General features: G+C 69.3%; 23 protein-coding genes. 9 read left to right on the forward strand and 14 right to left on the reverse strand.

Translation table 11 applies throughout. The features are described 5' to 3' along the window. Positions 1-14 precede the first annotated feature (14 nt). From mrdA to ACFE7F_RS03160, 4 genes are read right to left on the reverse strand one after another with little or no spacing between them, the layout of a single operon-like run. Positions 15-2,057, reverse strand: coding sequence for a penicillin-binding protein 2 (mrdA, locus tag ACFE7F_RS03145; protein ID WP_375402383.1), 2,043 nt, complete (start codon positions 2,055-2,057; stop codon positions 15-17). A 17-nt stretch (positions 2,058-2,074) separates the two neighbouring features. After that, positions 2,075-2,611, reverse strand: coding sequence for a rod shape-determining protein MreD (mreD, locus tag ACFE7F_RS03150; RefSeq protein ID WP_375402384.1), 537 nt, complete (start codon positions 2,609-2,611; stop codon positions 2,075-2,077). Then, positions 2,608-3,513, reverse strand: coding sequence for a rod shape-determining protein MreC (gene mreC / locus ACFE7F_RS03155; protein WP_375402385.1), 906 nt, complete (start codon positions 3,511-3,513; stop codon positions 2,608-2,610). Before mreC ends, mreD begins: the two co-directional genes overlap by 4 nt. 18 nt (positions 3,514-3,531) lie before the next feature. Beyond that, complete coding sequence (locus tag ACFE7F_RS03160; RefSeq protein WP_375402386.1) at positions 3,532-4,575, reverse strand: rod shape-determining protein; 1,044 nt, start codon at positions 4,573-4,575, stop codon at positions 3,532-3,534. Between the two features lie 148 nt (positions 4,576-4,723). Between ACFE7F_RS03160 and mutL the strand changes: the two genes are divergently transcribed. Beyond that, complete coding sequence (mutL, locus tag ACFE7F_RS03165) at positions 4,724-6,508, forward strand: DNA mismatch repair endonuclease MutL (RefSeq protein ID WP_375402387.1); 1,785 nt, start codon at positions 4,724-4,726, stop codon at positions 6,506-6,508. Between the two features lie 72 nt (positions 6,509-6,580). Here mutL and rplI read toward each other — a convergent pair whose 3' ends face one another. Genes rplI through rpsF form a run of 3 tightly spaced genes read right to left on the reverse strand, consistent with a single transcriptional unit; the run spans position 6,581 to position 7,876 of the window. Beyond that, the gene (rplI, locus tag ACFE7F_RS03170) at positions 6,581-7,183 is read right to left on the reverse strand and encodes a 50S ribosomal protein L9 (RefSeq protein ID WP_375402388.1); all 603 of its coding nucleotides are present in this window, start codon (positions 7,181-7,183) and stop codon (positions 6,581-6,583) included. A 10-nt stretch (positions 7,184-7,193) separates the two neighbouring features. Continuing rightward, positions 7,194-7,418 (reverse strand): 30S ribosomal protein S18, encoded by a 225-nt coding sequence (gene rpsR / locus ACFE7F_RS03175; RefSeq protein ID WP_375402389.1) that lies wholly within the window; start codon positions 7,416-7,418, stop codon positions 7,194-7,196. Further along, entirely contained in the window at positions 7,418-7,876 is a 459-nt protein-coding gene (gene rpsF, locus ACFE7F_RS03180) for a 30S ribosomal protein S6 (protein ID WP_375402390.1), read from the reverse strand. The genes rpsR and rpsF overlap by 1 nt, the downstream gene beginning before the upstream one ends. A 192-nt stretch (positions 7,877-8,068) precedes the next feature. Here rpsF and ACFE7F_RS03185 point away from each other — a divergent pair, with 192 nt between their 5' ends. From ACFE7F_RS03185 to mltG, 6 genes are all read left to right on the forward strand, one after another. Next, positions 8,069-9,496, forward strand: a complete 1,428-nt coding sequence (locus ACFE7F_RS03185) for an ArnT family glycosyltransferase (RefSeq protein WP_375402391.1) — start codon at positions 8,069-8,071, stop codon at positions 9,494-9,496. Between the two features lie 50 nt (positions 9,497-9,546). After that, positions 9,547-10,506: an ACP S-malonyltransferase gene (gene fabD, locus ACFE7F_RS03190; protein ID WP_375402392.1), complete on the forward strand. Its 960-nt coding sequence runs from the start codon at positions 9,547-9,549 to the stop codon at positions 10,504-10,506. A 14-nt stretch (positions 10,507-10,520) separates the two neighbouring features. After that, complete coding sequence (gene fabG, locus ACFE7F_RS03195) at positions 10,521-11,261, forward strand: 3-oxoacyl-[acyl-carrier-protein] reductase (RefSeq protein WP_375402393.1); 741 nt, start codon at positions 10,521-10,523, stop codon at positions 11,259-11,261. A gap of 91 nt (positions 11,262-11,352) precedes the next feature. Then, complete coding sequence (locus ACFE7F_RS03200; RefSeq protein WP_375402394.1) at positions 11,353-11,589, forward strand: acyl carrier protein; 237 nt, start codon at positions 11,353-11,355, stop codon at positions 11,587-11,589. A gap of 83 nt (positions 11,590-11,672) precedes the next feature. Next, positions 11,673-12,935: a beta-ketoacyl-ACP synthase II gene (fabF, locus tag ACFE7F_RS03205; RefSeq protein ID WP_375402395.1), complete on the forward strand. Its 1,263-nt coding sequence runs from the start codon at positions 11,673-11,675 to the stop codon at positions 12,933-12,935. Between the two features lie 10 nt (positions 12,936-12,945). After that, positions 12,946-13,914 (forward strand): endolytic transglycosylase MltG, encoded by a 969-nt coding sequence (mltG, locus tag ACFE7F_RS03210; protein ID WP_375402396.1) that lies wholly within the window; start codon positions 12,946-12,948, stop codon positions 13,912-13,914. A gap of 165 nt (positions 13,915-14,079) precedes the next feature. Here the strand turns inward: mltG and glk are convergent, their stop codons facing one another. The 6 genes from glk to ACFE7F_RS03240 all read right to left on the reverse strand — a co-directional run bounded on the left by glk (position 14,080) and on the right by ACFE7F_RS03240 (position 18,989). Beyond that, positions 14,080-15,045, reverse strand: coding sequence for a glucokinase (gene glk, locus ACFE7F_RS03215; protein ID WP_375402397.1), 966 nt, complete (start codon positions 15,043-15,045; stop codon positions 14,080-14,082). Between the two features lie 30 nt (positions 15,046-15,075). Then, complete coding sequence (pgl, locus tag ACFE7F_RS03220; RefSeq protein WP_375402398.1) at positions 15,076-15,780, reverse strand: 6-phosphogluconolactonase; 705 nt, start codon at positions 15,778-15,780, stop codon at positions 15,076-15,078. A 157-nt stretch (positions 15,781-15,937) separates the two neighbouring features. After that, positions 15,938-17,401 (reverse strand): glucose-6-phosphate dehydrogenase, encoded by a 1,464-nt coding sequence (gene zwf, locus ACFE7F_RS03225; protein ID WP_375402399.1) that lies wholly within the window; start codon positions 17,399-17,401, stop codon positions 15,938-15,940. 13 nt (positions 17,402-17,414) lie between these two features. After that, positions 17,415-18,329, reverse strand: a complete 915-nt coding sequence (gene argC / locus ACFE7F_RS03230; protein WP_375402400.1) for an N-acetyl-gamma-glutamyl-phosphate reductase — start codon at positions 18,327-18,329, stop codon at positions 17,415-17,417. Further along, positions 18,326-18,688, reverse strand: a complete 363-nt coding sequence (locus tag ACFE7F_RS03235) for an SH3 domain-containing protein (RefSeq protein ID WP_375402401.1) — start codon at positions 18,686-18,688, stop codon at positions 18,326-18,328. The genes argC and ACFE7F_RS03235 overlap by 4 nt, the downstream gene beginning before the upstream one ends. Continuing rightward, complete coding sequence (locus ACFE7F_RS03240; protein ID WP_375402421.1) at positions 18,633-18,989, reverse strand: MarR family transcriptional regulator; 357 nt, start codon at positions 18,987-18,989, stop codon at positions 18,633-18,635. Before ACFE7F_RS03240 ends, ACFE7F_RS03235 begins: the two co-directional genes overlap by 56 nt. 256 nt (positions 18,990-19,245) lie before the next feature. On the opposite strand from ACFE7F_RS03240, the gene secG reads away from it, so the two are divergent. After that, entirely contained in the window at positions 19,246-19,653 is a 408-nt protein-coding gene (secG, locus tag ACFE7F_RS03245) for a preprotein translocase subunit SecG (protein WP_375402402.1), read from the forward strand. Between the two features lie 65 nt (positions 19,654-19,718). Next, positions 19,719-21,368 carry a CTP synthase gene (locus ACFE7F_RS03250; RefSeq protein WP_375402403.1) on the forward strand — a complete coding sequence of 550 codons (1,650 nt, stop codon included), beginning with the start codon at positions 19,719-19,721 and terminating at the stop codon, positions 21,366-21,368. A 72-nt stretch (positions 21,369-21,440) separates the two neighbouring features. On the opposite strand, the gene ACFE7F_RS03255 is transcribed toward ACFE7F_RS03250, so the two are convergent. Next, positions 21,441-21,905, reverse strand: a complete 465-nt coding sequence (locus tag ACFE7F_RS03255; RefSeq protein ID WP_375402404.1) for an Hsp20 family protein — start codon at positions 21,903-21,905, stop codon at positions 21,441-21,443. Positions 21,906-22,132: the final 227 nt, after the last annotated feature.

The raw sequence follows: 22,132 nt of genomic DNA on the forward strand, positions 1-22,132 counted from the left end.
GGCGTTGCAAACCCCTATTGCGCCTGTTCGGTCGTGCCGTCCCGGGCGACGCCGCCATCGCCCAGCGCGAGGAGCGCGGCCTGTGCCTCGGTCGCGAGCGCGGCCGCTGCTTCGACGGCGGGCGCTTCGCTGGGCACCACGCCGTCGATGCGCGTCGCCACGCCCGCCTCCGCGTCGCGCGCCGCCTTGTAGGCGACGGATTGCGCGGCGAGGCGGGTGGCGATGTCGCCGCCCCAATCCTTCTCCAACGGCTCAAGCGTTTTCAGCGCGCGCTCGCGGTCGTACAGATAGGTGATAATGTCGCTCGCCATCGGCGCGGCGGTGACGATGTGGCCCGAATGCTCCAGCACTACCGCGACCGCGTAGCGGGGCTCGGCGGCGGGCGCGAAGCCCATGAACAGCGAATGGTCGCGCAGCTTGAAGGGCAGCGACGAGTCGCCCAGCACCCCGGACCGCCGCTCGGCCATGGTGATGCGCCGCACCTGCGCGGTCCCCGTCTTGCCCGCCAGCTCGACGCCGGGCACCTTCAGGCGCGCGCGGCCTGCGGTGCCGCCGCCGTTCACCACGGCCCACATCGCGTCGCGCACCACCGCGAGGTGCTCCGGCGTCGCGTCCAGCACCGGCGGATTGCGGTCCACCCTGCGCGCGAGCAGCGTCGGCTGGACCACCCGCCCGCTCGCGATCCGCGCCGCCATGACGCAAAGCTGGAGGGGGTTGGACAGCACGTAACCCTGACCGATCGACGAATTGAGCGTATCGGCGACCGTCCACTTGTCCTTGTATTTCTTCAGCTTCCACGCGCTGTCGGGGACGGTGCCGTAGCGCTGCGTCCCGAACGGCAGATCGAACCGCTCGCCCATGCCGAGCGACTTGGCCACCGGCGCGAACGCGTCATAGCCGATCCTCCTGGCCATCTCGTAGAAGTAGATATCGCAGCTGAGCGCGACCGCCTGGCGCATGTCGACCGATCCGTGGCCGCGCCGCTTGTGGCAGTGGAACACGCCGCTCCCGACCCTGAGCGCGCCCGAGCACGACACCCGGTCAGCTGGGCTCACCCCCGCCTTCAGGAGCGCGAGCGAGTTCATCGGCTTGACGGTCGAGCCGGGCGGATACAGCCCCTGCGCGATCTTGTTCATCAGCGGCACGTGGTCGTCGTCCGACAGCATCTTCCATTCCAGCTGGCTGATGCCGTCGGAGAAGCTGTTGGGATCGTAGGCGGGCATCGACACGGTCGCGAGCAGCTCGCCCGTCCGGCAGTCCATCACCACGGCGGAGCCGGAATGCGGGCCCAGCCGCCGCGCGGCGTATTCCTGCAGCCCCGCATCGATCGTCAGCCGGACGTTGCGCCCGGGCTCGTCGAGCTTGGTCTCGAGCGGCTGGACGAGCTTGCCCCCGGCCGTGACCTCGATCCGCTTGGCCCCGGCTTGCCCGCGCAGCACGGGCTCCAGCGTCTTCTCCAGCCCGTCCTTGCCCAGTTTAAAGCCGGGCGTGACGTACAGTTGGTCGCGCGTCTCCTTGAACTGCTCGGCGGTCGCCGCGCCGACATAGCCGGTCAGATGCGCCACCGCCGCACCCGCGGGGTAGTGACGGGCAAAGCCGCGGGTCGGCACCACGCCCGGCAGCTCGGGCAGGCGCACGCTGACGGCGGCGAACCGCTCCCAATCGAGCCGCTCCGCCACCTGCACCGGCTGGAACCCGGCCGCGCGCTTCAGGTCGATGCGGAGCCGCGCCATTTCGTCGTCGGGTAGCTGCAGCAGTCGCCCGAGCAGCGGCAGCACGCGGTCCGGTTCGTGAAACCGGTCGGGGATGATGTCGATGCGGAAGTCGGTGCGGTTGTTCGCGATCGGCAGGCCGTTGCGGTCGAGGAGCCACCCCCGCCTAGGCGGCATCAGCGTCATGTCGACGCGGTTGCTCTCGGACAGCAGGTTGTACCGCTCATTCTCCGCCACTGCGAGCCAGCCCATCCGCGCCGCCAGCGCGACGCCGAACAATCCTTGCCCCGCGCCGAGTATCCAGGCGCGCCGGGTGAAGCTGAACGCCTGCGTCGCCTCGCTCATGATCGGCCGGTGACGCATCAACCGGGCGCCCCGGGAATCTGGCCCTGGGTGCGGCGGCGGTCGATCCAGCCGACGATCCGCGCGAAGGCGGGAAACAGCAGCACCGCTGCCGCGATCTGCGCGGCCAGCACGGGCGCGAGCGGTGCCGACATGGGTGCCGCGATCACCCGCCCCAGGATCAGCACGCCCGCGATCAACCCGGCGGCGATCAGCCAGTCGCGCGCCACGTCGCGGTCGCCCGATCGCTGTTCGACGAGATCGATCACGAGGAAGCACAAACTCCAAGACAGCACCGCGCTGCCCAGCGGCTGCCCGCTCACCAGATCGTCGAACAGCCCGAGCGGCGCCGCCGCCCAGCGCCGGAGCGCGAAGCGGGCGAGCAGCCGCCAGGTGAGCAGCATCAACAGCCCGAGCGGGGGCATGAGCGGCAACGTCGCCACGACCGGGACCGCCGTCAAGGCCGACGCGCCGATCACCGTCGCCCAGGGTAGCGCACGGGCGCGGCGCGGCGGCAGCACGGGCGCGAACGGCCGGAAATCTAGGGCGTCGCTCACCGCGCGGAACTTGGATTGGTCGGCGGCGGGACGGGCGGCGGCGCGGGCGAAGACGACGGCAACGGCAGGAACGGCCGCTCCACCAGCGCGAAATCGAAGGTGTCGGGTCGTGCGACGGTACGGCCGATCACGGTATCGCGCCCGGTCGCGACCGCTCGCGCAACGGGGATGCCCGGCGCGTAGAGCCCGCCCGTGCCCGACGTCACGAACAGGTCGCCTACGGTAAAGCGCATGCCAAGATCGTCGACCGATCGGATGTCGACCGCTCCGTCGCCACGTCCGGCGACGATCGCGGGCACGCCGTCGCGCGTCCGGCGCACGGGCACGATGCTGTCGGGATCGACGAGCAGCAGCACGCGCGCGGCGTTCAGCCCCGTCTCGACCACGCGGCCGATCAGGCCGTCGGGGCCGCGCACCGGCATGCCCGGCCGCACGCCGGACAGGCGGCCCGCATTGAGCAGCCCGAAGCGGCGGGTGCTGCCCGCCGTCGAACTCACGACGCGCGCGCTGACCACCGCCGCCGGACTGCGATCGCGGACCCGGAGCAGGGCGCGGAGCCGTCGGTTGTCGTAATTGATCGTTCGAGCCCGGGTGAGGAGGCCGCGCGTCGCCGCCACCTCGCGCTTTAGCTGCGCGTTCTCCGCATGGACCGCGAAGTATGTCCCGACCGCGCGGGGTCCGGCGAGCAGCAACTGCCCCGCGCCCGACGTCAGCGACGCCACGGGCGTGGTCATGTCGGCCACGGTCATGCGAATCGCGGAGAACAGCGGCGGATTGAGCGTGGAGAGCAGCAACAGCATGCCGCCCGCCGCGGCGCCGCCGATCGCGACGACGTAGCTGAACAACACGCCGTACTGGCGACGTCGGGAGAAGCCCGTCCGCCGGTCGTCGCCGACCACCACCCGCTCGCTCCCGCCGGATCAGCCGCTCTGCAGGACGCCGCGGTACATCGGGTCCTCGAGCGCGCGGCCCGTTCCCAGCGCGACGCAGGTCAGCGGGTCCTCGGCGATCGTGACCGGCAGCCCCGTCTCGTCGCGCAGCACCTCGTCCAGCCCCTCGAGCAGCGCGCCGCCGCCCGTCAGCACGATGCCCTGGTCGACGATGTCGGCCGCGAGCTCGGGCGCGGTGTTCTCCAGCGCGACGCGGACGCCCTCGACGATCGTCGCCACCGGCTCGGACAACGCCTCGGCGATCATGCCCTGGTTGATCTGAATCTCCTTGGGCACGCCGTTGACGAGGTCGCGGCCCTTGATCGCGATCACCTTGCCGATGCCGTCGGCGGGCGGGCGGGCGATGCCGATCTCCTGCTTGATCCGCTCGGCCGTCGCCTCGCCGATCAGCAGGTTATGGTTGCGGCGTACGTACGAGACGATCGCCTCGTCCATCTTGTCGCCGCCGACGCGCACCGACGTGGTGTAGGCGAGCCCACGCAAGCTGAGCACCGCCACCTCGGTCGTGCCGCCGCCGATATCGACCACCATCGATCCGATCGGTTCGGTTACGGGCATGTCCGCACCGATCGCGGCCGCCATCGGCTCCTCGATCAGCCAAACCTGGCTCGCACCCGCGTTCGACGCGGCGTCGCGGATGGCGCGGCGCTCGACCTTGGTCGATCCCGACGGCACGCAGATCACGATCTCGGGAAAGCGCCACGCGCGCATCTTGCCGCCGTGCACCTTGTGGATGAAGTGCTTGATCATCTGCTCGGCGACGTCGATGTCGGCGATCACGCCGTCCCGCAGCGGGCGGATCGCCTCGATCGAGCCCGGCGTCTTGCCCATCATCAGCTTGGCGTCGTCGCCGACCGCCTTGACGCGCTTGACGCCATTGATCGTTTCGACGGCGACCACCGAAGGTTCGTTCAGGACGATGCCGCGGCCGCGGACATAGACGACGGTGTTGGCCGTCCCGAGATCGATCGCCATGTCGTGCGACATGAACCGGAAGAAACGCGAAAAGGCCATCAAAGCGGTTCAACCTTGTTGATCACCGGCGGCCCCCCACGGGCACCGGCGTCCTGCACGTGACCTCGCGGATCCCCCACGTCATCGGCTGCCGGGTGCTCGCGTTTGCGGGTCGCGGGATGACGCGCGGTGAGCTAGGAAGTGACGCATGTCAATAAGGAGGCTCCCCGAACGCCTGGTCAACCGGATCGCGGCGGGCGAAGTCGTCGAACGGCCCTCCAGCGCGCTCAAGGAGCTTGTCGAAAACGCGATCGACGCGGGAGCCACGCGGATCGCGGTCTCGCTCCGCGAAGGCGGCGTCGGTCGGATCGAGGTCGCCGACGACGGCTGCGGGATGACGCCCGCCGAGATGGCGCTGGCACTCGAACGCCACGCGACGTCCAAGCTTCCCGAAAGCCTTGTCGGAGAAGAGGGGGCGATCGAGGCCGTCACCACACTCGGTTTCCGCGGCGAGGCGCTGCCTTCGATCGCCAGCGTCTCGCGCTTCACGATCGAGTCGCGCCCGCGCGGCGCGGACGGCTGGGCGCGGGTCGTCGACAACGGCCGCGTAGAGCGCGAAGGTCCCGCCGCGCTCCCGCCCGGGACGCGCGTGATCGTCGAGGAACTGTTCGCCAGACTGCCCGCCCGCCGCAAGTTCCTCCGCTCCGCCCGCTCGGAATACGCCGCCTGTCTCGACGTCGTCCGTCGGCTCGCGATGGCGCGGCCCGGTATCGCCCTGACGGTCGAGCATGACGGCCGGCGCGTGCTCACCGCCGATGCGGGCGACGACCGGCCGTCGCGCGTCGCCGCGCTCACCGACCGGATGCTTGGGGCGAATGCGGTGCCGGTCGACGCCGAGCGCGACGGCCACCTGCTGGGCGGTGTGGCGAGCCTGCCCACCTTCAACCGCGGCGTGGCCGATCATCAATATCTGTTCGTCAACGGCCGGCCCGTGCGCGACCGGCTGCTGCTCGGCGCGATCCGGGGCGCCTATGCCGAGATGCTCCCGCGCGACCGCCACGCGATCGTCGCCCTGTTCCTGGATCTCCCGCCCGGGCTGGTCGACGTCAACGTCCATCCGGCCAAGACGGAGGTGCGCTTTGGCGACGCCGTGCTGGTGCGCGGGCTGATCGTGTCGGGCCTGCGCCGCGCGCTCGACGCGGCCGGCCACCGCGCCGTCCGGCATGCGCCCGAGGCGGCGATGGAGATGTGGCGGCCCGAACCGGTCGCGCCCGCCGCCTACGCCGGTGCCGACCGCGATTATGGGACGCTCGTCCTCGACCGGCATTCGGTCCGCGAACCACGCCCGACCTTCTTCGCCGGACTGCCCCAGGCGCGCGCCGAGCCCGCCTGGTCCCCGCCGCCGCCCGCCCTGCATCCACTCGGCGTCGCGCGCGGGCAGGTCGCGACCACCTACATCGTCGCGGAGGCGGCGGACGGGCTGGTGCTCGTCGATCAGCACGCCGCGCATGAACGCATCGTGCTGGAACGCCTGCGCGCCGCTGCGGCCGGCGGACGCGTCGCGGCGCAGGCGCTGCTCCTTCCGCAAGTCGTCGAGCTCGACGAGCCCGCCTGCGACCGGTTGGAGGCGCGGGCGGGGGAGTTGTCCGATCTCGGACTGGAAATCGAGCGCTTCGGCCCGCGCGCGGTGCTGGTGCGCGCCACGCCCGCGCCGCTCGGGTCTCCCGACGCGGCCGCGCTCCTCGCCGACCTGGCCGACGAACTTGGCGCCTATGACGAGGCGTTGTCCCTACGCGAACGCCTCGACCGGGTCGCGGCCACGATCGCCTGCCACGGATCGGTGCGAGCTGGCCGCGTCCTGAACGTCGTCGAGATGAACGCGCTACTCCGCGAGATGGAGGCGACGCCGCATTCGGGGCAATGCAATCACGGCCGCCCGACCTGGGTGAAGCTCGCGCACGCCGACATCGAAAAGCTGTTCGGGCGTCGCTGACCGTCGAACATGAAAAGGGCCGCCCGGATCGTATCCGGGCGGCCCTGTTATCAATCAGCTAAGCTCCGAGCATCAGCCTTCCGACTGCTGCTCCGCAGGGGCGGAAGCGGGCGCATCGGCCGTTGCGCCCGGCTCGGCGTTGGGATCGTACTCCTCGACGAAGCCCGCCTCGTCGCGCTCGAACATCGACGCCATGACGTCGACGCCCTCGGCCTGCATCGCGGCCTCTTCCGGCGAACGGGCGACGTTGACCTTGACGATCACCGCGACCTCGGGGTGGAGCGACACGCGCACGTCGTGCATGCCGAGCGCCTTGATCGGGCGGTCGAGTACGATCGCTGACTTGCCGACCTTGTGCCCGGCCTCGACCAGCGCCTCGATCAGATCGCGGACCGCGACCGAGCCGTATAGCTGGCCGACGTTCGACGCCTGGCGGATCAACGTGACCTTGGCGCCCTCGAACGACTTGGCCTCGGTCTCGGCCTCGCCGCGCCGGTTGGCGTTGTCCGTCTCGATCCGCGCGCGGTTCGACTCGAACACGCGGCGGTTGGCCTCGTTGGCCCGCAGCGCCTTCTTGCGCGGCAGGAGGAAGTTGCGCGCGAAACCGTCCTTGACGGTGACGACGTCGCCGATGGCCCCGAGCTTCTCGACGCGCTCAAGCAGAATGACATCCATCAGACGGTCCTCACTTCACGACATAGGGCAGCAGGCCCAGATGGCGCGCGCGCTTGATCGCGACCGCCAGCTCGCGCTGCTTCTTGCCGGCCACCGAGGTGATCCGGCTGGGGACGATCTTGCCGCGCTCCGAGACGAAGCCCTGCAGCAGCCGCACGTCCTTATAGTCGATCCGCGGGGCATCCTTGGCGGAAAAGGGGCAGCTCTTGCGGCGGCGGAAAAACGGGCGTGCCATTATGCGGCCTCCTCTTGCACATCACGACGGGGGCGGTCGGGGCGATCGCCCCGGTCTCCGCGATCACCACGGTCCGGGCGATCGCCCCGACCCTCGCGACCACCTTCACGGTCGCCGCGGCGCTCGCGATCGCGCTCCTGCTTGCGCATCATCACGGTCGGGCCCTCTTCCAGGCCGTCGACGCGGACGGTCATGTAGCGGATCACGTCCTCGCTGATCTGCGTCTGGCGCTCGAGTTCCGCGACCACATCGCCGGGCGCGTCGATCTCGAGCATCACGTAATGCGCCTTGCGGTTCTTCGCGATCCGGTAAGCGAGCGTACGCAGGCCCCAGTTCTCGGTCTTGACCACGCGGCCATTATTTTCGGTGATGATGCGCGTGGCGTTTTCCGCCAGCGCGTCCACTTGCGCCTGTGCCAGATCCTGGCGCGCAAGGAACACATGCTCGTACAGAGCCATGGTCGTCCTTCATATTACCGATCGCTGACGCCCGCCCCATGCGGCCCGCCCCTCCGGCTTTCTCTCGATGGTTTGCCGCGCATCAGGACTATATCCCGCTGCTGCGACCCGCGCGCCTTAACGGTATCCTCGCGAAAGGCAAGGCGGGCCGGGTAAACGAAATCTCCATGCGACGGTGACACCGCCCGCCTGATGGTGGACCGACCCGCAGGCGCGTGGCAAGATCAGCTCGGCTGGGCGTTGCTCGTTCTGGCAGCGATGGCCGGGGCGGTCGCGGTCGGCTGGATCGGCTTCATCGCTTCCGATGACTCGCTTTACCACGCGGGCGCGGCCGAATGGCTGGCGCGGCCGCCCTTCGCCGGAAGCGATCACTGGACCACGCGCTTCCCGCTCGTCGTGACCTTTGCGGGCATGATCGCGCTGCTTGGCGACGGCTTCGGCGCGTTCGCGGCCACCGCGCTCCTGTTCTACGTCCTGCTGGTCGGAACGATGGGCGTGTTCGGTCGATCGCTCGGCGGCGCGCGTGTGGGCTGGCTGGCGGCGCTCCTGACCGCGACATTGCCGGTCGTGGTCACCCAGGCGACCACCGTCGGCGTCGACCTGCCCGAAGCGTCGCTGCTGCTCGCAGGCGTCATACTACTGACCCAAACCGGCCGGCGCCCGGCGCACGCGTTCACGGCCGGAATGTGTTTCGGCCTAGCGATGCTCTGCCGCGAGACGACGGCGTTGCCGCTGCTCGGGCTAGTCCCGCTGTTCTTCCTCGGCCGGCCGATCCCGCGCGAGCTGATCATTGCCGCCGGCGTCGGGACGCTGGCGATGCTCGGGGCGGAGGCGCTGTTCCAGGGTCTAGTCACGGGCGATCCGCTCCGCCGCTATGCGATCGCGTTCAATCACGACTCGACCATCGATCGCGCCGCGAACCTGGAGGGCAATCTTCTCGTACATCCCGCGATCAACTCGTTGCTCGTCCTGCTGATCAACAACGATTTCGGGCTGCTGTTCTGGGCCGCCGCCGCCGCACTGGTCGCGGGAGCGCACCGCTCGATCGAAGCTTCGGCGCGGCCGAGGGCGATCGTCCTCACGGCAATGGCGGGCGCGAGCTTCCTGCTCGTCTCGGTGCTCGCGACCAAGCTCGTACTAAACCCACGCTATTTCTTGTTGCCAGCGCTTACGGCCGTTCTGTTCGTGGCGCTCTGGCTCGACCGACTGCCGGCCCTGAGCCGCAGGTTGCTCCTCACGCCGACGATCGCGCTCAACCTGCTGCTCCTGTCCGCGTCCAACGCGCATCCGCGCTGGCCGATGGAGGTGCTGGTCGCTGCCGCGCGCGCGCATCAGACCGAGATCGTCCATGGCGACGCGAACGACGTGGCCCGCGCCCGCCTGCCGCTGCGGCTTGCGGGCGGCGGTCGCATCGACGCTCGCCCCGCACCCGTCGGCGCGCTCCTGGTCGCACCGGCCGACCGCGCGCCGCCCGGACTCGTGCTCGCCCGCTACCCGTCCCCGCCCACGCGGCTCGGCGTGCTGATCCGAACGCTCGGCGTTCATCCGCTCTTACCCGCTCCGATCGAACGGCGACTGCTCCGACCAAACCCGACGATGCTCCTACTCCGCGCCGGTTGACCCCCGGCGGGCGGCTCGCCTAGTCGAGCCCTCAGATTTAGGGATCATCCATGCGCGCATTCATCTTTCCGGGGCAGGGCAGTCAGGCGGTTGGCATGGGCCGCGCGCTGGCGGACGCGAGCACGACCGCGCGCGATGTATTCGGCGAGGTCGACGAGGCGCTCGGCCAAGGCCTGCTCCGCTTGATGAGCGATGGTCCAGCCGACGAACTGCAGCTGACCGAGAACGCTCAGCCCGCGATTATGGCCAACGCGCTGGCGACGCTCCGCGTGCTGGAACGCGACGCAGGCATCCGCCTCGCCGACAAGGTCGACTATGTCGCGGGCCACAGTCTGGGCGAATACAGCGCGCTCTGCGCTGCGCAGGCGCTGGAGTTGTCCACCACCGCCCGCCTGCTCAAGCTGCGCGGCCAAGCGATGCAGCGCGCGGTTGCGGTGGGCGAGGGGGCGATGGCCGCGATCCTCGGCGCGGATATCGAGCGCGCGGGCGCGATCGCCAGGGCGGGGGTCGACGCGGTCAAGCAAGAGGGCGGGCCCGAGCTCGTCTGCGCCGTCGCCAACGACAACGATCCCGGCCAGGTCGTCATCTCCGGCCACCGCGCCGCCGTCGAGCGCGCGGTCTCGCTCGCCAAGGAACTCGGGGCCAAGCGCGCGATCATCCTGCCCGTCTCCGCCTCCTTCCATTGCAGCCTGATGGAGCCCGCCGCGCGCGAGATGGAGGGGGCGCTCGCCGACGCCGACCTTCGCGGGCCGCTGGTCCCCGTCTACGTCAACATCGACGCCGCGCCCGTCGCCGATCCGGGGCTGCTCCGCGATGCGCTCGTCCGTCAAGTCACGGGGCTGGTCCGCTGGCGCGAGTCGGTCGAGCGCATGGTCGAGGCGGGCGTCACCGACTTCATCGAGTTCGGCGGCAAGGTGCTTAGCCCCATGGTCAAGCGCATCGCCCCCGACGCGAACGCGGTCAGCGTGATCTCGATGGACGACCTCGACGCTTTGGCGAAGGCGCTATGAGCGCGGGCACGCCGATGTTCGATCTCACGGGCATGACCGCGCTCGTCACCGGCGCGTCCGGCGGCATCGGCTCGGCGACCGCGCGCGCGTTGGCGGGGCAGGGGGCGCGGCTTGCGCTGTCCGGGTCGAACGCCGACAAGCTCGCAGCTTTCCGCGATACGCTCGGCGGCGACCATCTCGCGCTTCCCTGCGACCTGTCCGACCCGGGCGCGGTCGACGCGCTCGTGCCGCGCGCGGTCGACGGGTTGGGCGGCCGGCTCGACGTCCTCGTCAACAACGCCGGCGTCACCCGCGACAACCTGACGATGCGGATGAAGGACAGCGAGTGGGCCGACGTCATCGGCGTTAATCTGGAGGCCGCGTTCCGCCTGATCCGCGCGGCGTCCAAGCCGATGATGAAGGCGCGTTTCGGCCGGATCGTCTCCGTCACCTCGGTCGTGGGCACGACGGGCAATCCGGGCCAGGCCAACTACGCCGCTTCCAAGGCGGGGCTGGTCGGCCTGTCCAAGGCCGTCGCGCAGGAGCTCGCCAGCCGCGGCGTGACCGTCAACTGCGTGGCGCCGGGCTTCATCCGTTCCGCCATGACCGAAGCGCTGCCCGACGCGCAGAAGGCGCAGCTGTCCGCGCGCATCCCGGCGGGAGCGCTGGGCGAGGGCGGGGACGTCGCGGCCGCCATCGTCTATCTCGCCAGCCGCGAGGCCGGATACGTCACCGGCCAGACGATCCATGTGAACGGCGGCATGGCGATGATCTGATCACTACGCTACAGGGATCTGACGCTTGCGCGGGGAAAGACCCCGTTCTACGTGCGTTCAGGAAGTGCAATCACGGCCAAAGGGAAGTAGCATGAGCGAGACCGCCGACCGCGTGAAGAAGATCGTCGTCGAGCACCTCGGCGTGGAGGCCGACAAGGTCACCGAGGACGCGAGCTTCATCGACGATCTGGGCGCGGACAGCCTGGACATCGTCGAGTTGGTGATGGCGTTCGAGGAGGAGTTCGGCGTCGAGATCCCCGACGACGCCGCCGAGAAGATCGGCACCGTCAAGGACGCGATCAACTACATCGACGAGCACCAGGCCTGAGTCGACCGGCTTAGGTATGGTCGCGGCTCCCGCCCGGATCGCCGGCCGGGAGCCGTTTTCGTTTTGGACGCAAGGATTTGAGCATGCGGCGTGTCGTCGTGACCGGACTGGGCCTCGTGACGCCGCTGGGTGCGGAGGTCGAGCTCGCCTGGAGCAACCTGCTGGCGGGCAAGTCCGGCTCAGGGCCGATCACGCGCTTCGATCCCGACGGCTACGCCTGCCGCATCGCCTGCGAGGTCAAGCCTGCGGATCACGCCTACGGCTTCGACCCGGGCTCGCGCGTCGACCACAAGGTGCAACGCCAGGTCGATCCGTTCATCATTTACGGCATCGACGCGGCAGGCCAGGCGCTCGAGGATGCCGGGCTGACCGACATGTCGGAGGCCGAGCGGTTCCGCGCGGGCTGCACCATCGGTTCGGGCATCGGCGGGCTGCCGGGCATCGAGAGCGAGGCGATCGTCCGTCATGAGCGTGGCCCCCGCCGCGTCTCGCCGCACTTCGTTCACGGTCGCCTGATCAACCTCATATCGGGCCAGGTCTCGATCAAATACGGGCTGATGGGCCCCAACCACGCGGTCGTCACGGCCTGCTCGACCGGCGCGCACGCGATCGGCGACGCCGCGCGGATGATCGCGATGGACGACGCCGACGTGATGCTCGCCGGCGGCTCCGAAGGGGCGATCTGTCCGCTCGGCATCGCCGGCTTCTCGCAGGCCAGGGCGCTCAGTACCAACTTCAACGACGAGCCCCAGCGCGCCTCGCGTCCCTACGACCGCGACCGCGACGGCTTCGTCATGGGCGAGGGCGCGGGCGTACTGGTGCTCGAAGAGTATGAACACGCCCGCGCGCGCGGCGCGAAGCTGTATGCCGAGGTGATCGGCTATGGCCTGTCGGGCGACGCTTACCACGTCACCGCGCCGCATCCGGAAGGCTCGGGCGCTTACCGGTCGATGCTGATGGCGATGAAGAAGTCGGGGCTCGCGCTCGACGAGATCGATTACATCAACGCGCACGGCACCTCGACCCCGCTCGGCGATGAGCTCGAACTTGGCGCGGTCCGGCGGCTGTTCGGCGGGGCCCTTGACGACATATCGATGAGCTCGACCAAGTCGGCGATCGGCCATCTGCTAGGCGGCGCGGGCGCGGTCGAATCGATCTTTTGCATCCTGGCGATGCGCGACGGCATCGTGCCGCCGACGCTCAACCTCGACAATCCGAGTGAGAATTGCGCGGGCGTCGACCTCGTGCCGCACGTCGCCAAGGAACGCCGCGTCCGGGCGATCCTCAACAACAGCTTCGGATTCGGCGGCACCAACGCCAGCCTGGTGATGAGGCCGGTGGCTTGAGCGCGAGCCGGTGAGGCGGCTCGGCTGGGCAGGTTTGGCGGCCGCGCTCGTCCTGCTGGTCGGGATCGTCGCCGGATTACGTAGCTGGCGCGGCGAGGGCCCCGCCGTACGGCCAATGACCGTCCAGATCCGCGAAGGCTCCAGCCTTTCCGCTGCCGCGACGCGCCTGGAGGAAGCGGGCGCGGTCCGCTCCGCCTCGCGCTTCCGCCTGCTCGCGCGCTTCCTGGGATCGGGCGAATCGATCAAGGCGGGCGAGTACGCCATCCCGGCCAAGGCCAGCCCGTCCGCGATCCTGTCGCTGCTTCAGGAGGGCAAGACGCTCCAACGTCTCGTCGCCGTGCCGGAAGGCTATCCGTCGGTCCTCGTCCACGATGCGCTCATGCGCGCGCAAGGGCTGGAAGGCACCGTGCCCGTCCCCGCCGAGGGATCGGTCCTGCCCGACAGCTACGCCTTCCAGCGCGGCGACACGCGAGCGGAAGTGGTCGGCCGGATGCAGGGCGCAATGCGGATATATCTCGCGGCGGCGTGGAAGAAGCGAAAATCCGGGATCGCGGTCACCACGCCGGCACAGGCGGTGATCCTCGCGTCGGTCGTCGAAAAGGAGACGGGCAAGGCGTCCGAGCGGCGCACGGTGGCAGCCGTATACGGCAACCGCCTGCGCATCGGCATGCCGCTCCAGGCCGACCCGACCGTCATCTACCCGATAACCTGCGGCCGCCCGCTCGGCCGCCGCATCCTGCGGTCCGAGCTGAACGCCAGGAACGGCTACAACACCTACGCCAGTCCCGGCCTGCCAGTCGGGCCGATCGCCAACCCCGGCCGCGCCTCGATCGACGCGGTGCTCGACCCGGCCCCGTCCAAAGCGCTCTATTTCGTCGCGGACGGCACCGGCGGCCACGTCTTCGCCGACACCCTGGCCGAGCACAACGCCAACGTCCGAAAATGGTACGCCATCCGCCGCGCACGCGGCGAGATGTGAGCAGTAAGCCCCTCCCCTTCAGGGGAGGGGTTTGGGGAGGGGAAGGCCGGTCGCAAGCGAGGACTGACTATCCCCGCAAACAGCGTCCTCCTCCCCAACCCCTCCTCTAAAGAGGAGGGGCTTCTAGGCCCGCCGCCGCCCGAGCGCGACCTCCGACGATGTCGATCATGCGAACCTCTGGGCATACGCCGCCGCGGCTCCGAACAGGCCCGGCTGCGGGTGCGTGATCAGCTTGACCGGGATCGCCGCCATTATCGTCTGGAAGCGTCCCTTGGCGGTGAACCGCCCTTCAAATCCCGACCTGAGCAGCTTGTCCTTGAGCCGCAGCCCCAGCCCGCCCGCGATCACCACGCCCTTGCCGCCCTGGGCCAACGCCAGGTCGCCCGCGACCGCGCCGAGCGCCAGGCAGAAGCGGTCGAGCGCCGCCAGCGCGAGCGGGTCGGTGCCCTCCAGCGCCTCCGCCCAGATCGCCTTGTCGTCGCGGCTCGGTACCGGACGGCCCTCGATCTCGGCAAGGGTCTCGTAGATCGCGACGATTCCAGGCCCCGCGCAGATACGTTCGGCCGACACCCGCGTGAACGTGCTTCGCAACCTGCGTAGGATCGCGTCCTCGATCGCATCGAGCGGTGCGTAGTCGATATGCCCGCCCTCGGTCTCGATCACGTGATAGCCGCCGCCGTGCTTCAGCACCGCGCCGACGCCCAGCCCGGTGCCGGGCCCGCAGATGGTCGTCATCCCCTCGGCCGGAAGCGGCTCGTCCGGGCCGCATAGATGGATGAGTTCGTCGTCGGGGGCTTGCGCGACCGCATGCCCGACCGCGCCGAAATCGTTGATGAGCACGTATGTCTCGACGCGAAGCCGGTCGGCGATCAGCGACGGCCGGATGATCCACGGATTGTTCGTCATCCGGATCACGTCGCCCGTGATCGGCGAGGCGACCGCGATACCGGCGGCGGCGGGCAGGGGACGACCGATCCGCTCGCCGAATGCCGCCCACGCGGTTTGCAGGCTCGCAAACTCGGCCGCCTTCAGCGTCGCCGGTTTGCCCAGATGGATCACGCGGCCGCCTTCCACCTCCGCGATCGCGAAGCGCGCGTGGGTGCCGCCGATATCGGCCGCCACGATCTCCATTTCAGCGTTCGACCCCCAGCCCGGTCGCCATCAAGGTGCCCAGTGAATGTCGACCGGCAGCTCGACCTCCGCCAGCACGCGGCCGATCGGGTAGGGCGACGACGGCCCCTGTTCGATCGCTCGTTCGATGACCTTGCGCTTGTCCGCGCCCGTACACGCGATCATCAGCGCGCGCGCGGTCACGATGCCCTGACGGCTGAGCGTCACGCGCGCGACCGGAGCCTCGGGCGGCAGCGGGTCGGGCATGACGCCCAGCGCGCGGCGCTCGCGCGGGCCGGACAGCGCCTCGTCGTAATCGGGTCCCGGAAGGATCGACGCGGTGTGCCCGTCCCCGCCGACGCCCAGCAGGCACAGATCGAGCGGCCAGTGCAGGTCCTGCATCAGCGCGTCCGCCGACCGCCCCGCCGCCTTGTAGTCGGCGGTCGCGTTCGGCACGACGGGCATCACGCGCGCGCCCTTCGGCAGGAACGCCTTGGCGATCATGGTCACGTTGCTGAGCGGGTCGCCCAGCGGCACCACGCGCTCGTCGGTCGGCACGATCGTGACCCGCTTCCAGTCGAGCTTGGCCGCGGCGAGCTTGTCGTAGATCGGCACGGGCGTCTTGCCGCCCGGCAGCGCGATCACCGCCGCCCCGCGCGCCTCGATCGCGCTTTCGATGACGAATTGCACGTCGCCCGCGACCGCCCCCGCCATCTCGGCCGCGTCCTCGTAATCCCACCATTCGATCTCGGTCATGTTCTACTCCATAACCCTCTCCCGCTTTCGCGGGAGAGGGACAGGCGCGGTACGCGCCAGGGTGAGGGCCGGACCTCTCCGTTCGAGGTCCGGCCCTCACCCTCGCCGCGCTTCGCGCATCTCTCCCTCTCCCGCAAAAGCGGGAGAGGGCTGCTAACTACTCGTCGTGCCAGGTCACCCCGTCGCGCTCGGTCAGCGCGATCGCCGCCGACGGACCCCAGGTTCCCGTCGGATAGCTCTTGGGCTTCATCCTCGTCTCGGCCCATCCCTCGCGAATCGCGTCGATCCAGCGCCATTGCGCCTCCACCTCGTCGCGCCGCACGAACAACGTCTGGTCGCCCTCGATCAGGTCCAACAGCAACCGCTCATAGGCGATCCGCCGCCTGGACCCCGCGAACTCGGCGTCCATGCTCAGATTCAGCGGAACCTCGCGCAGGCGAACGCCGTCGCGGTCGAGCCCGGGCTCCTTGGCCATCACGAGCAGCTGCACATACTCCTCCGGCTGCAGGCGGATGACGAGCATGTTGGGCTGCAGCCGCCCGCCGCGCGACTCGAACATCGAATGCGGCACCGGCTTGAACTCGATCGCGATCTCGGAGCGCCGCGTCGCCATCCGCTTGCCGGTGCGCAGGTAGAACGGGACACCCTGCCACCGCCAGTTATCGACATGCGCCTTGATCGCCACGAACGTCTCCGTCGCCGAATCCTGGCCCAGTTCATCGACGTAGCTGCGCACGATCTTCCCGTCCGACGCGCCGCCCACATACTGCCCGACCACGGTGTGATGCGCGACTTCGTCGGCGCCGATCGGGCGCAGCGCATGGAACAGCTTGGCCTTCTCGTCGCGCACCGACGTGCCGTCGAACCGCGCCGGCGGTTCCATCGCGATCAGCGCCAGCAGCTGGAGCATATGGTTCTGCACCATGTCGCGCAGCGCGCCCATGCCGTCGTAATAACCCGCGCGCTCCTCCAGCCCGACCGTCTCCGAAATCGTGATCTGGACGCTCGCGATCCCGCGCGCGTTCCAGATCGGCTCGAAGAACGAGTTCCCGAAACGGAGAGCCAGGATGTTCTGGACCGTTTCCTTGCCCAGATAATGGTCGATCCGGAACGTGCGCGGCTCGGGAAAGGCGGCGAACACCGCCTCGTTGATCTCGCGGCTCGACTCGAGATCATAGCCCAGCGGTTTCTCCAGGCCGATACGGACGGTCTCGCCCGTCAGCCCGATCGAAGCGAGGCCCTTGATCGCCGGCTCGAACAACGAGGGCGCGGTCGACAGGAAGATCGCCAGTCCGCCGGTCACGTCGCCGACCTTCTCGGCCAGCGGCCCGAACGCGGCCTCGTCGGACAGGTCCATCGGCTGGTACGCCAAACGCTCCAGGAACGCCGCAATGGTGCCCTCGTCGTTCCGGTCCTTGGCGAGGTATTTTTCGAGCGCCGCCCTGGCGAACTCGCGGTAGCTCCGATCGTCATGCTCCGACCGCGCCGCGCCGATGATCGTCAGCCCCTCGGGCAGCAGCCCGTCGGCATGCAGGCCGTATAGCGAGGGCAGCAGCATGCGCTGGGCGAGATCGCCCGTCGCGCCGAACAGGAGCAGCTTGCCGACGGGGTTGCGCGCCATTGGTGGACTCCGATCAGACGATGAGGCCGGCGAGGGGATCGAGCCCCGCCATCAGGTTCAGGCTCTGGATCGCCGCGCCCGCGGCTCCCTTGCCCAAATTGTCGAGCGTCGCAACCAGCCGCGCTTGCCGGCTTGCCGGGTCGGCGAACACGAACAGGTGCAGCATGTCGGACGGCGCGCCGTGTCGATGGAGCAGCAGCTCGCCGGGCTGTTCGGCGTGGACCCGGATCAGCTCGCATCCGTCGAATGCCGCCGCGAGCCCGGACAGGAGTCGATCGCGCGTCGGCGCGTCCGGCATGGCCGACAGAGCGAGCGGAACCTCGACGATCATGCCGCGGTGCGCGCGCGTCACGCTGGGCGCGAATAGCGGCGGATGCGCCAGTCCGGCATGCAGCTGCATCTCGGGAACATGCTTGTGCGCAAGCGAAAAGCCGTAACCGCGAAATGCCGGATCGGGAGCGCCCTCGAAACGCTCGATCAACTCCTTACCGCCGCCCGAATAGCCGGATACCGCATTCACCGTGTACGGCCAGTCCGACGGGATCAGGCCCGCGCGCACCAGCGGCGCGACGAGCGCCAGGAAGCCGGTCGGGTAGCATCCGGGGTTGGACACGCGTTTCGCGCTCGCGACGTCGAAGCCGAGCTCCGGGAATCCGTAGGTCCAGCCATGAGCGACCCGGTGCGCGCTCGACGCGTCGATCACACGCGTGCGCTCGTTCCGGATCAGCTCCACCGCCTCGCGCGCCGCATCGTCGGGCAGGCAGAGGATCACGAAATCGGCGTCGTTCAGCGCTTCGGCCCGCGCGACCGCATCCTTGCGCCGCGCCTCGTCCAGCACGACGACCGTCAAGTCCGAGCGCCCGGCCAACCGGTCACGGATCTCAAGGCCGGTGGTGCCCGCCGCGCCGTCGATGAACACGCTCGTCATGCCGGTGCCAACGCGGCGGCGTCGAGATATCCGACCAGCCCGCACCCGGGCGCGAGACCCCAGGCATAGCCGCCCGCGAACTCGAACACCTCGAACGTATCGCCCGATTTCAACCGCGCCAACGTCGCGGAATTTTCGGTTCGGGCAGCCGATAAGAACGCGGACCGCAGCAATACATGCAGCGCGGGGGCGGCGTAATGCGGCGCGAACACCTGGGCCGCCAGGCGCACGTCGGCCAGATCGCGCCGGACGGCGTGAGTCGATGGATCGAGCCGCACCGACGGACCCGTGAGCGCGAAGCGGCTACGCGTGCCCGTTCGCTCCGGCGACGGCTCCGGCGGGACGGGTCGCGACTTCATCGGCGACACCGTCGCCGTCGCCGATGAACTGCCCGAACTCTTCAAGAAACCCCGCCCCTTCGGATGTCCGCGCGACGAAGATGTTGCGCTTGTCGCTGTCGTCGCGCTGGCGTCGCAGATAGCCGAGCCCCCCTAAGCGATTCAAGGCGCGCGTCACCACCGGCTTCGACACGTTGAGCGCCCGCGCCAGCCCCCTGACCGTGTGCGGCCCGGGATTGAGGTAGACGAGCAGCAACAGCGCCATCTGCCGGTTGGTCAGGTCCGGCTCGCCCGACCGGACATAGTCCACCAACGTGGCCATCCAGGTCGACAGGGCGGACGGTCCGGACGATGCGCGCGAAGGCAGGACGGCTGTGGCCACGGAAGGCTCCACTTGCTTGACCGGAGCACCGCCCCGGATGATATTGCTGAAAACCTTAACGCGGCGGAAACGGCATGGTTGCCGAACCCGTAACGGTCGAAACGCGCCGTTCGGCGGCTTCCGGGCTCGGTTGATCGGTCCCGGCTCCCGACCTATGTGCCGTGTCGAACCCAAGCTCACGAAACGATCCTGATCCATGTTCGCATTCCTGCTCGTCCTCCACGCGATCATCGCGGCCGCGCTCGTCGCTGTGATCCTCATGCAGAAATCGGAGGGCGGCGGGCTCGGCATGGGCGGCAGCCCGTCGGGGTTGATGTCGGCGCGCGGCGCGGCGGACTTTCTGACGCGCGCCACCTCCGTGCTCGGCACCGCGTTCGTGGTGATGGCCGTGGTGCTCGCGGTGTTCGCCGCGACTCGCCAGACCGCGACGGTGGACACCTCGCTCGCCCGTACGCCGGGTTCGACGGCTGTTCCCCCGATCCGTCCGACCCGCCCCGCCCAGGCCGACGACGCGCCCTTCGCCTCCGCGGCGGGTGCCGCCGCCGCGGACCGCGCCCAGCCCGCCATGCCCGCCGACAACGGCTCGGTTCCGCTCGCCCGTTGAGATTGCCGCACGGCGCAAGCGGGTGCTTGTCCCGCAAGCCCGTTAGACGCTAGGCGACTCCTCCCATGGCGCGGTACATCTTCATCACCGGCGGCGTGGTCTCGTCGCTCGGCAAGGGTCTCATGGCGGCCGCGCTCGCGGCGCTGCTCCAGGCGCGCGGCTACCGCGTGCGCATCCGCAAGTTCGATCCGTACCTGAACGTCGACCCCGGCACGATGAGCCCGTACCAGCACGGCGAGGTCTACGTCACCGACGACGGCGCCGAGACCGACCTCGATCTGGGCCACTACGAACGCTTCACCGGCGTGCCGTCGCGCCAGTCGGACAACGTCACCTCGGGCCGCATCTACCAGCAGATCATCGCGCGCGAGCGGCGCGGCGATTACCTCGGCGCGACCGTCCAGGTCATCCCCCACGTCACCGACGCCATCAAGGCGTTCGCGCGCGCCGACCTGCTGGACGAGAACGGCGACGACCTCGACTTCGTCCTATGCGAGATCGGCGGCACCGTCGGCGACATTGAATCGCTCCCCTTCATCGAGGCCATCCGCCAGCTCCGCAACGAGGTCGGCCGCTCCAACTCGGTCTCGATCCACGTCACGCTCGTCCCCTTCATCGCGGCGGCGGGCGAGCTCAAGACGAAGCCTACCCAGCACTCGGTCCGCGAGCTGGCCGCGCTCGGCGTCCAGCCCGACCTGCTGGTGTGTCGCTGCGAACAGCCACTCCCGCCGTCCGAGCGTGCCAAGATCGCGCTGTTCTGCAACGTCGCCGAGGCTGCGGTGATCCCCGCGCTCGATGCCAAGAGCATCTACGCCGTCCCGCTCCAATACCATGCCGAAGGGCTCGACGCCGAGGTGCTGCGCGCCTTCGGGATCGACCCCGGCGAGGCCCCCGACCTGTCGCGCTGGGCCGAGATCGTCGACCGCCTCACCAACCCGGAGGGCGAGGTGACGATCGGCGTGGTCGGCAAGTATGTCGGCCTTCAGGACGCCTACAAGTCGCTGAACGAGGCGCTCGTGCACGGCGGCATCGCCAACCGCGTGCGCGTGAACGTCCGCTGGATCGACGCGGAGCTGTTCGAGGGGCGCGAGGCCGACATCGCCCGCAGCCTCGAGCCGTGCGACGCGATCCTGGTCCCCGGCGCGTTCGGCGAGCGCGGCGCGGAGGGCAAGATCGCCTCCGTCCGTTTCGCCAGGACGCGCGGCGTCCCGTATCTCGGCATCTGTTTCGGTATGCAGATGGCCTGCATCGAGGGCGCGCGCGGCACCGCCGGGATCGAGCACGCGTCGTCGTCCGAGTTCGGCCCGACGCCCGAACCGGTCGTCGGCCTGATCACCGAATGGATGGGCCGCGAGGGTCTGGAGAAACGCGAGGAGCAGGGTGACCTCGGCGGTACGATGCGGCTCGGCGCGTATGAGGCCAGGCTGGCGGGCAACAGCGTGGCCGCCTCCATCTACGGCGCGACGACGATCCAGGAACGCCACCGCCACCGCTACGAGGTCAACACCGGCTACCGCGACGCGCTGGAGGCGGGCGGCCTCGTCTTCTCCGGCATGTCGCCCGACGGCACCCTGCCCGAGATCGTCGAGCGCCCGGACCATCCCTGGTTCGTCGGCGTCCAGTTCCACCCCGAGCTGAAATCCAAGCCCCTCGATCCGCATCCCCTCTTCGCCAGCTTCATCGAGGCCGCGGTCAAGCAGAGCCGTTTGGTCTGAATAACGCGCTCGGACCATACAGGCCCGAGCGCTTCGCGACGTCATTGACGATGTTTGAGGATGCCGAGACTCTCAGGCGGCCTGCGCCTCGTCCGGCTTGTTCTCCACGGCCGCGAGCGGCGCACCCGTCTTGATGGCGATCGTCTTAGGCTTCATCGCCTCCGGGATCTCCCGTACCAGGTCGATCACGAGCAGCCCGTCGTTCAAGCGTGCATCGTCGACCAGTACGAAATCGGCAAGCTCGAAGCGGCGCTCGAAGCCGCGGTTCGCGATGCCGAGATGCAGGAACTGCGCGCCCGCACGCTCGTCCTTGCTACCGGTCACCATCAACAGGTTCTGCTGCGCGGTGATCTCGATCTCTTCGCGCGTGAAGCCGGCCACCGCGAGAGTGATGCGGTACCGGTCGTCGGCGATCCGCTCCAGGTTGAAGGGCGGGTAATTCTCGGCGGTCGCTGTCTTGCCGTTCTGCTCGAGCATGTCGAAGAGCCGGTCGAAGCCGATGGTCGAACGGCGGTAAGGGGTCAGGTCGAGTCGCATATCAAAACCTCCGAAAAGCGAGTTGATCTCCGCGGGAAGGCACTCGCGCCCGCCCCGCACGCGACCCCGAAGGCATCGCGCGGCGCAGATCTGGGGACACCTTTGCAAGCGTCAAGAGACCGGATCGGCCCTACTCGCAAAAATTTTCGGCAGCCAAAAATGGCAAACGCCCGGGCCGTTTCCAGCCCGGGCGCCTGCGTGACGATCGCTCGTCAGCCCCCATTTGG

It is taken from the genome of uncultured Sphingomonas sp. (assembly GCF_964235535.1).
Taxonomy (GTDB): Bacteria; Pseudomonadota; Alphaproteobacteria; order Sphingomonadales; family Sphingomonadaceae; genus Sphingomonas.